Origin of the sequence: Kutzneria sp. 744 (genome assembly GCF_000568255.1) — a bacterium.
GTDB lineage: Bacteria > Actinomycetota > Actinomycetes > Mycobacteriales > Pseudonocardiaceae > Kutzneria.
Genome location: NZ_KK037166.1, coordinates 7,413,805 through 7,423,982 on the forward strand (window position 1 = coordinate 7,413,805; position 10,178 = coordinate 7,423,982).

Here is a 10,178-nt window from a genome sequence, read left to right on the forward strand (position 1 = left end):
CGGGATGGTTCTCCCATCTGAACGGATGGCCACGGTAGCGTTCCCAGCTGGACGGATCCCCAGGAAAACCACGGAGGAACGCCTGATGTTTCGCAAGGTGCTCGTCGCGAACCGCGGCGAGATCGCCATCCGAGCCTTTCGCGCCGCCTACGAGCTGGGCGCCGGCACGGTCGCGGTGTTCCCCCATGAGGACCGCAACTCGCTGCACCGGCTCAAGGCCGACGAGGCCTACGAGATCGGCGAGGCCGGGCATCCGGTGCGGGCCTACCTGTCGGTCGACGAGATCGTGGAGGCGGCCCGGAAGGCCGGCGCGGACGCCATCTACCCCGGTTACGGCTTCCTGTCCGAGAACCCGGAGCTGGCCTCGGCCTGCGCCGCGGCCGGCATCACCTTCGTCGGCCCGCCGACCGAGGTGCTGGAGCTGACCGGCAACAAGGCGCGGGCGATCGCCGCGGCCAAGGCCGCCGGCCTGCCCACGCTGAAGTCCTCCGAGCCGTCCAGCGACGTGGACGCGCTGGTCGCGGCAGCCGACGAGATCGGCTTCCCGATCTTCGTCAAGGCGGTCGCGGGCGGCGGCGGGCGCGGCATGCGGCGCGTGCTGGAGCCGGCCCAGCTGCGGGAGTCGATCGAGGCCGCGATGCGCGAGGCCGAGTCGGCCTTCGGCGACCCGACCGTGTTCCTGGAGCAGGCGGTCGTGCGGCCCCGCCACATCGAGGTGCAGATCCTGGCCGACGCCGTCGGCAACGTGATCCACCTCTACGAGCGCGACTGCTCGGTGCAGCGGCGGCACCAGAAGGTGATCGAGCTGGCCCCGGCGCCGAACCTGGACCCGCTGGTCCGGGACAAGATCTGCGCCGACGCGGTGGCCTTCGCCAAGCAGATCGGCTACCGCAACGCCGGCACCGTCGAGTTCCTGCTCGACGAGCGCGGCAACCACGTCTTCATCGAGATGAACCCGCGCATCCAGGTCGAGCACACGGTGACCGAGGAGGTCACCGATGTCGACCTGGTGCAGTCGCAGCTGCGCATCGCCTCCGGCGAGACGCTGGGCGACCTGGGCCTGAGCCAGGACGCGATCTACCTGCGCGGCGCGGCGTTGCAGTGCCGGATCACCACCGAGGACCCGGTGAACGGCTTCCGCCCGGACACCGGCGTGATCAGCGCCTACCGCTCGCCCGGCGGCTCGGGCATCCGCCTGGACGGCGGCGCGATCGGCGCCGGCAGCATGGTCGGCGCGCACTTCGACTCGATGCTGGTCAAGCTGACCTGCCGTGGCCGCACCTTCGAGGCGGCGGTGGCCAGGGCCCGGCGCGCCGTGGCCGAGTTCCGTATCCGCGGCGTCTCCACCAACATCCCGTTCCTCCAGGCCGTGCTGGACGACGCGGACTTCCGCGAGGGCCGCGTGACCACGGCGTTCATCGAGGAGCGGCCGGAGCTGCTGACCGCCCGGCACTCGGCCGACCGCGGCACGAAGCTGCTGACCTACCTGGCCGACGTCACGGTGAACAAGCCCAACGGCCCCCGGCCGCAGGTGATCGACCCGTGGGCCAAGCTGCCCAAGCTGGACCTGAACGCGGAGCCGCCCGCCGGCTCCAAGCAGCGGCTGACCGAGCTGGGCCCGGAGGGCTTCGCCGCCTGGCTGCGCAACGAGTCGGGCGTGCTGGTCACCGACACGACCTTCCGTGACGCCCACCAGTCGCTGCTGGCGACCCGGGTCCGGACCAAGGACCTGCTCCAGGTCGCGCCGCACGTGGCGCGGATGACCCCGGAGCTGCTGTCGCTGGAGTGCTGGGGCGGCGCGACCTACGACGTGGCGCTGCGCTTCCTGGCCGAGGACCCGTGGGAGCGGCTGGCGGCGCTGCGCGAGTCGGTGCCGAACCTGTGCCTCCAGATGCTGCTGCGCGGCCGCAACACCGTCGGCTACACGCCGTACCCGGAGGCGGTGACCAGGGCCTTCGTCGAGGAGGCGACCGAGACCGGCATCGACATCTTCCGCATCTTCGACGCCCTCAACGACATCGAGCAGATGCGGCCGGCGATCGAGGCCGTGCGGGAGACCGGCAAGTCCATCGCCGAGGTGTCGCTGTGCTACACCGCCGACCTGTCCGACCCCGGCGAGCAGCTGTACACCCTGGACTACTACCTGAAGCTGGCCGAGCAGATCGTCGGGGCCGGCGCGCACGTGCTGGCGATCAAGGACATGGCCGGGCTGCTGCGCCCGCCGGCCGCCGCGCGGCTGGTCACGGCGCTGCGCAAGGAGTTCGACCTGCCCGTCCACCTGCACACGCACGACACCGCGGGCGGGCAGCTGGCCACCTACCTGGCGGCGATCCAGGCCGGGGTGGACGCCATCGACGGCGCGACCGCGTCGATCGCCGGCACCACCTCGCAGCCGTCGCTGTCGGCCATCGTCGCCGCCACCGACCACTCGGCCCGCACCACCGGCCTTGATCTTCAGGCCGTGTGCGACCTGGAGCCGTACTGGGAGGCCGTGCGCCGGGTGTACGCGCCGTTCGAGGCGGGCCTGCCGTCGCCGACCGGTCGCGTCTACACCCACGAGATCCCCGGCGGGCAGCTGTCCAACCTGCGACAGCAGGCCATCGCGCTGGGCCTGGGCGACCGGTTCGAGGACATCGAGGCCACCTACGCGGCTGCCGACCGCATGCTGGGCCGCCTGGTCAAGGTCACGCCGTCGTCCAAGGTGGTCGGCGACCTGGCGCTGCACCTGGTCGGCGCGGGCGTGGACCCGGCCGAGTTCGAGGCCGACCCGGGCCGCTTCGACATCCCGGACTCGGTGATCGGCTTCCTGCACGGCGAGCTGGGCGACCCGCCCGGCGGCTGGCCGGAGCCGTTCCGCACCAAGGCCCTGAGCGGCCGCACCGCGCCCCGGGCCGTCGCGGACCTCTCCGAGGAGGACACCGAGGGGCTGGCCAGCAACCGGCGGGGCACGCTGAACCGCCTGCTGTTCCCGGCGCCGACCAGGGAGTTCCTCACCCACCGGGACGCCTACGGCGACACCAGCGTGCTGCGCAGCAAGGACTGGCTGTACGGCCTGCGCCCGGGCGAGGAGTACTCGGTGGATCTTGGCCGCGGCGTGCGGCTGTTGATCACGCTGGAGGCCATCGGCGAGGCCGACGAGCGCGGCATGCGCACCGTGATGGCTGTCCTCAATGGACAGTTGCGGCCCATTCAGGTGCGGGACCGCTCGGTCGCCGCCGACGTGCCGGCGGCCGAGAAGGCCGACCGCGGCAACGGCAACCACGTCGCTGCGCCGTTCGCGGGTGTGGTCACCGTCTCCGTCGCCGAGGGTGACAGCGTCCAGGCGGGCCAGACCGTCGCGACGATCGAGGCGATGAAGATGGAGGCGGCGATCACCGCGCCGAAGGCCGGAGTCGTGCAGCGCCTGGCCATTTCCCGTCAGCAGCAGGTGGAAGGCGGCGATCTCCTGATCGTGCTGTCCTGATCCGCTTCGGTGCCCCCGTGCCCTTCCGGCCGGGGGCACCGTTATGTCCACAATGGACGCAACAGTGGCGGCACGGCGACGCTTCACCCGGTAGAGTGACGAGATGTTCCCCGTGTTGCCGTCTGGCGGCGCGATCTCCTTCGCTGGCAAGGTGTGATTCGTGCTGGAGTTGCAGTCCGTGGCCCAGCGGCAGGGCGCGGTCGTCCCGAAGTCCCCGTGGTTGCCCACCGCCTCGTTGGCGCTGGCCGACCTGGCCGGTCGAGTGCTCGGCCTCGACGTGCGCCGGGTGCAGGTGCGCGCCGGCACGTCGAAACTCGTCGGTGGCATCCACAATCGCGAAGTGCTGATGGCCAACCGGGCGTTTCAGGCGCAGGCGCTGCGGCACGCGTCCGGTCCGGTGCTGACCATCGGCGGCGACTGCGGCGTCGAGACCGTGCCGCTCGGCTTCGCCCGCAAGCGGTTCGGGCCGGCGCTGGGCGTGCTGTGGTTCGACGCACACGGCGACCTCAACACCCCGGCCACTTCGCCTTCCGGCGCGTACCACGGCATGGCCTTACGCCACGCCTTCGGCGAGGGCGACCGCGACTTCGTGCTAGACGCCCCGGTCGTGTCCCGGCGGGTCGTGCTGGCCGGCGCGCGGGCGCTGGATCCCGGCGAGCAGGCCATGATCGATCGAGGCTTGGTCCGCCACGTGCCGATCGAACGCGACTACGACGCCTCCTGGGTGGTGGACGCGGTGATCGCCTCCCGCGCCCCTCAGTTCTATCTGCACATCGATCTCGACGTGCTGGACTCCCACCGAGTTCGCCGACGTCACCTGCCCCGTGCCCGGCGGTCTGTTGATCAGCGAACTGGTGGACGCCATCCGCGCCGTCGCCGCGATCCGCCCGATCATCGGGGCCGGCATCACCGAGTGCGCCACCGACAATCCGGACCGGTTACAGGTGCTGGTGCCCATCCTGCGGGCCGTCGGCGCCGCCCTCCACGCCCACTCCACCGCCCTGCCGGCCCAGCCCACCCCGTCCCTGCCCCACGCCGTGCGGTGATTTCCCGGCCACGTGAGTGGCTCATGTGCCCCTGGGCCGCACCTGAGCCACTCGCGTGCGGTTGACCCGCTCCGGCTGTGACTCCCGTTGATCCATTGTCCTGCACGTGACGTCCCCGAGATTCGACATCACTGCCGCGCACCCGGAATTCCTCCGGTTGCGCTCGGCGGCCGGCGCCGGCGACTGGGCGGGCATCGACCAGTTCTTCGCGTCCCTGCCCGATGGCAACGCGGCCGCCGAGGCCACGTGGATCGTGGCCGACATCGTCGGGGTCGAGGAGTTCCTGCGGCGGGTGCCGCCGTCCCGGCTCAGCCGGCTGCTGCTGGCCTGCCAGCACATCGCCCAGGCCTGGGAGATCCGCTCCAGCAAGCGGTCCCAGCACGTCTCCAGCCAGCAGTTCGCCGGCATGCACGAGGCGCTGCGCGAGGAGTTCGCGGCGATCACCGTTCAGGACATGCAGGCGGTGGCGCAGGAGGCGATGTCGACCGGCCTGTTGCAGGTGCCGGAAGGGTTGGCGGCCGACTGGGCCGGGTTCGTTCAGGCGCCGCTGTTCTCGACGATGGCGGTCCACGGCAACGGCCACGCCTCGCGGCAGTACAAGGGGCGCAGCCTGGTGCTCGGTGGCGAAGGCGTCAGCCTGGTGACCGGCGCCGGCACGGTGACTGTGCTGTTCCGGGACTGCGTGGCGATGCGCTGCTGGCCCGACGGCGCGCGGCAGCTGTTCGGCGCGGACGGTTTCAACATCAGCGTCGAGCCGACGATGTACGAGATGCCGCCGACCGCGATCGGCTGGCTCGACGCGCAGGTGCGTCCCGAGGCGCGGATCCCGATGCCGGCCAGGGCCTCCGTGCCGCAGCCGACCTCGCAGCCGACGGCTCAGTCCGTGGCCGCGGTCGCCGCGCCGCGTCGGACCCGTTCCGTCATGAACCGGATCGGGATGGTGCTCTTCGGTCTCGCGGCGGCATTTCGTGCTGCTGGCCGTCTTCGGGACGGCGTCGCTGGCCACCGACGCCCAGTCGGACATGGAGCCGGACGGGGTGATCATCCTGTGGGTGCTGGTCGCGGCGACGGCCGGCCCGTTCGCGCTGCTGTACTTCCGGGGACGGCGGGCATGACCGCGGGGGCACGTCGCGGAACCGATTCCACGGCGTGCCCCGTTACCCGCCCGTAGATGAAGAGTTTTCATCTATTGTCTCGCTGGTGATCAAGCCCTCGGCCCGCCCGTTCGACCAGGCGGCGGCCTTCCCGGAGCTTCTCGGGCTGCGCGAAGCGGTGCGCGCCGCCGACTGGACGGCCATCGAGCTGTTCTTCGCCGGCCTGTCCGACGTCGACATGACGGCCTTCGCCGTGAACGTGGTCGGGGGAGTCGAGGGGGCCGAGGACTTCCTGGCCGCCCTGCCGCCGACGCCGCTGGCCCGCCGCCTGCACGCGTCCCGGCGCATCGCCAAGGCGTGGGAGATCCGGTCCGGCTACCGGGCCGCCCATGTCAGCCGGGACCAGTTCGCGGGCATGCACGAGCAGTTGCGCGTCGCCGAACCGATCCTGATCAAGCTCACCGCGGAGGACCCGTCCGACGCGGTGGCCTGGTGCCTGCGCCTGAACACGGCGCTGGGCCTGCAAATGGGACAGAGCGAGTCCCGCCGCCGCTACGACCGGCTGGCCCGGTCCGCGCCGCACTGCTTCACCGCGCAGGGCCGGCTGCTCCAGCAGCTGTGCCCGAAATGGGGCGGCAACTGGGAAGTCCTGCACGCGTTCGGCCGGGAGTGCATGGACGCGGCGCCGCCGGGCTCGCTGAGCCCGATCGTGCTGGCCGAGGCGCACCTGGAGCACTACTTCGAGCTCGAAGGCCCGGAGGCCGGCCGCTACCTGCGGCAGGTCTCCGTGCAGCGGGAGATCATCGAGTCGGCCGAGAAGTCGGTGCTGCACCCGGACTTCGCCGGCGGCTACCACTGGCCCACCGCGCACGGCGTCTACGCCCTGCTGTTCGGGCGCATGGGCGACCAGGAGCGGGCCAAGGTCCACTTCACCGCCCTCGGCGAGGCGCTCAGCGAATACCCGTGGCAGAGCGCTTCCGGCACACCCGAGGCCCTCTTCCGGCGGATGCGCGACAAGGCCCTCGGCGGTGCGAAGTGATCAAGGAAACCGAGGTCTGCGGCATCAGGACCCTGGTCGCGCCGGGCAACGGGCCGCTCGTCGCGGGGCTGGTGTTCCGGGTCGGCTGCGCGGACGAGCCGCTGTCCCGGCGCGGGCTGACCCACCTGATCGAGCACCTGGCGCTGCACCGGCACGGCCTGATCGAGCACGACGCCAACGCGGCCACCGGCATCACGACCACGCACTTCTACACCAGCGGCAGCGAGCAGGCCGTGGTCACGTACCTGACCAGCGTCTGCGACTCGCTGCGTGACCTGCCGCTGGAGCGGATCGCCACCGAGAAGACGATCCTGCGCACCGAGCAGGCCGGCCGCCCGCACGACAACCTGCTGGTCTGGCGCTACGGCGCGGTCGGCTTCGGCGCGGCGGGCTATCCGGAGTGGGGCCTGGAGGCCATCACCGACGAGGACGTGCGGGACTGGGCGGCGACCCGGTTCACGCGGGAGAACGCGGTGCTGTGGATCTCCGGCGAGGTGCCGGAGGGGCTGAACCTGACGCTGCCGTCCGGATCCCCGCATCCGCTGCCGGAGATCACCTCCGCCCTGCCGGCCACACCGGCCTACTTCGCCGAGGGCGGCGGCAAGATCAGCTTCAGCGCGGTCACCGAGCGGTCGGCCCGGGCGTCGCTGTTCGCGATGGTGTTGGAGCGGGCCCTGTTCCGGGCGCTGCGCACCGAGGACGGCAACTCCTACACCATCGCCGCCGCGTACGTGCCGCGTGACGGCTCGCACGCCACGATCACCGCGATGGCCGACGCGCTGCCGGAGAAGCAGGACGCCGTCCTGGGTGGACTGATCGACGTGCTGGCCGCGTTCCAGGCCGGCCGTTTCGACGCCGACGAGCTGGAAACGGTGCGGGACAAGGCATCCACCTCGCTCGATCGGCCGGAGGCGGCGCGGGCGGTGCTGTTCACCGAGGCCATCGACATCCTCTACGGCCGGACTCGCTACACGCTGGACGAGTTCCGCGCCGAGCTCGCCGCCGTCACCGTCGAGGACCTCGGCGAGGTGGCCGGGCAGCTGATGGACACCCTGTTGTTGCAGGTCCCCCGGGGCAGCCGGGCCGACTGGGCCGGCTTCGCCGAGGCCCCGATGTTCTCGGACAAGGCCGTCGTCGGCGAGCAGTACCCGTCGCTGCAGAACGGCGATTTCGTGCTCGTCCTCGGCCACGACGGCGTGAGTGTGACCTCCCCGCACGGCGTGCTGACCGTGAAGTACCGCGAGTGCGTGCTGATGCAGTGCTGGCCCGACGGCGCCCGGCGGCTGGTCGGCCCGGACGGGATCAGCATCAGCATCGAGCCCACCCTGTACGACATCCCGGAGCAGGCGATCACCCGTCTCGACGGCAAGATCGCCGACGAGCTGATGGTCCGGCAGCCGGCGCGCGCGGCCGACCGGATCCCGCAGCGGCCGGCCCCGGCCGCACCGCCGCCGGTGATGAAGGTCAAGACCCCGCTCAAGGCCAAGCTCGTGCTCGCCCTCGTCGCGCTGTTCTGCCCGGTGCTGGCCCTGGTGGCGACCGCGGCCCTGGTCACCAGCGACAACGTGGGACACGCCCTGCTGCACTTCGCCCTCCCGGCCTGGGGCGCGTTCGCCGCGGGCGCCGCCGCCATCCGGCTGGCCAAAGGCCTGGGCTACCTCGGCGGCACGAAGTCCGATACGTAACCATGGACGCGTGACCAGGATCGTGGCCGGCGCGGCCGGGGGACGTCGGCTGGAGGTGCCGCCCAGCGGCACCCGCCCCACCTCGGACCGCGTGCGGGAGGCACTGTTCAGCGCCCTGGAGGCGGCCGTCGGCCTGAACGGGGCCAAGGTCCTCGACCTGTACGCCGGATCCGGCGCGCTGGGGCTGGAGGCGCTGTCGCGGGGCGCGGTGAAGGCGACCTTCGTGGAGTCCGACCGCCGCGCCGCCGACATCCTGCGCCGCAACACCAAGGCCCTGGGGCTGCCCGGCTCGGACGTGCGGCACGGCACCGTGCAGTCGGTGCTGGCCACCACGCCGGGCGACCGGTACGACGTGATCTTCGTCGACCCGCCCTACGCCCTGGGGGACCAGGAGTTGGCCGAGGTGCTGGAGGCCCTGCGGTCGTGGGCCGCCGAGGACGCGACCCTCGTGGTGGAGCGGTCCACCCGTGGCGAGGATCCCCGCTGGCCCGAGGGCATCGAGCCGACGCGCAGCCGTAAATACGGGGAGACCACCCTGCACTGGGCCGTGATCGCCGCCACGCGGTGATCGGCCGGCATCCCTGTTACGGTCCGCCGTATGAGGCGTGCGGTTTCCCCCGGCTCCTACGACCCGGTGACCAACGGCCACCTGGACATCGTCACCCGGGCCGCCGACGTCTTCGATGAGGTCATCGTCACGGTGATGATCAACAAGAGCAAGAAGACGATGTTCACCGTCGACGAGCGCATGGAGATGATCCGCGACGTCACCGCGCACCTGCCCAACGTGCGCGTCGACTCGTGGCACGGGCTGCTGGTGGACTACTGCCGGGCCAACGACGTCAAGGCGATCGTGAAGGGCCTGCGGGCGATCAGCGACTTCGACTACGAGCTGCAGATGGCCCAGATGAACCACCGGCTGTCCGGGGTGGAGACGCTGTTCATGCCGACCAACCCGGAGTACAGCTTCCTGTCCAGCTCGCTGGTCAAGGAGGTCGCCACGTATCACGGCGACGTCGCCCACCTGCTGCCCGAACTCGTCCACGAACGGCTGACGGCGCGGCTGGCCGAGCGGGCCTGAACGCGCAGAACTGTCAACGGCGCCCGTCGCGTCATCACCGGCTCCGCCGGCGAGCACTTCTGCACCGGCGACCACTACGCGACGTTCTCCCTGGTCAACGTCGACCAGTGAGCCCGCGCCGGCGCCCGGTCGAAAAGATCGGGCGCCGGACACGCCCCGATCTCCCGGCGCGGCGGCGGTGGAGCGGGCAGACTGGAGACTGCCAGCCGTATAGCCGATGAGGAGTGCGACGTGTACCGGGTGTTCGAGGCCCTCGACGAACTCGTCACGATTGTCGAGGAAGCGCGCGGCGTGCCGATGACCTCCGGCTGTGTCGTGCCCCGAGGCGATCTGCTCGAGCTGCTCGACGACATCCGGGACGCCATCCCCCGCGAGCTGGACGACGCGCAGGACGTGCTCGACCACCGCGACAGCATGATCTCCAAGGCCCAGCACGAGAGCGAGAGCGGCGTCGGCAAGGCCCGCGAGGAGTCCGAGCGGATGCTGGCCGAGGCCCGCGCCGAGGCCGAGCGCATGGTGGCCGACGCCCGCGCGCACGCCGAGCGCATGGTCGCCGAGGCCGAGAACGAGGCCGAGCGGGTCGCCGCCGCCGGCCGGCACGAGTACGAGGACCTCACCGGCCGGGCCCGCGCCGAGGCCGACCGCATGGTCCAGGCCGGCCGCGCCTCCTACGAGCGCGCCGTCGAGGACGGCCGCAACGAGCAGCACCGGCTGGTCCAGCAGACCGAGGTCGTGCAGGCCGCCCACGCCGAGTCCGCGCGCGTCCTGGA

General features: G+C 71.6%; 8 protein-coding genes and 1 pseudogene. All 9 read left to right on the top strand.

Annotated elements, in window-relative coordinates; all coding sequences use genetic code 11:
* Positions 1-85: 85 nt before the first annotated feature.
* Positions 86-3,463 (top strand): pyruvate carboxylase, encoded by a 3,378-nt coding sequence (locus KUTG_RS34165; protein WP_043722745.1) that lies wholly within the window; start codon positions 86-88, stop codon positions 3,461-3,463.
* Between the two features lie 160 nt (positions 3,464-3,623).
* Entirely contained in the window at positions 3,624-4,574 is a 951-nt protein-coding gene (locus KUTG_RS56880; RefSeq protein ID WP_232241108.1) for an arginase family protein, read from the top strand.
* Between the two features lie 41 nt (positions 4,575-4,615).
* A complete protein-coding gene (locus KUTG_RS34175; RefSeq protein ID WP_043722747.1) occupies positions 4,616-5,680 on the top strand; it encodes a hypothetical protein in 1,065 nt (354 codons plus the stop codon).
* 29 nt (positions 5,681-5,709) lie between these two features.
* A complete protein-coding gene (locus tag KUTG_RS34180; RefSeq protein ID WP_052395718.1) occupies positions 5,710-6,642 on the top strand; it encodes a hypothetical protein in 933 nt (310 codons plus the stop codon).
* Complete coding sequence (locus KUTG_RS34185) at positions 6,639-8,327, top strand: M16 family metallopeptidase (protein WP_052395719.1); 1,689 nt, start codon at positions 6,639-6,641, stop codon at positions 8,325-8,327. Before KUTG_RS34180 ends, KUTG_RS34185 begins: the two co-directional genes overlap by 4 nt.
* A 10-nt stretch (positions 8,328-8,337) precedes the next feature.
* A complete protein-coding gene (gene rsmD, locus KUTG_RS34190; RefSeq protein WP_043722749.1) occupies positions 8,338-8,895 on the top strand; it encodes a 16S rRNA (guanine(966)-N(2))-methyltransferase RsmD in 558 nt (185 codons plus the stop codon).
* 30 nt (positions 8,896-8,925) lie between these two features.
* A complete protein-coding gene (gene coaD, locus KUTG_RS34195; protein ID WP_043722751.1) occupies positions 8,926-9,408 on the top strand; it encodes a pantetheine-phosphate adenylyltransferase in 483 nt (160 codons plus the stop codon).
* Between the two features lie 24 nt (positions 9,409-9,432).
* Positions 9,433-9,519, top strand: a pseudogene (locus KUTG_RS59250) (ribonuclease); the annotation flags it as partial.
* A gap of 120 nt (positions 9,520-9,639) precedes the next feature.
* The coding region (locus KUTG_RS34200; protein WP_043722753.1) for an SPFH domain-containing protein at positions 9,640-10,178 on the top strand (539 nt) is incomplete at its 3' end.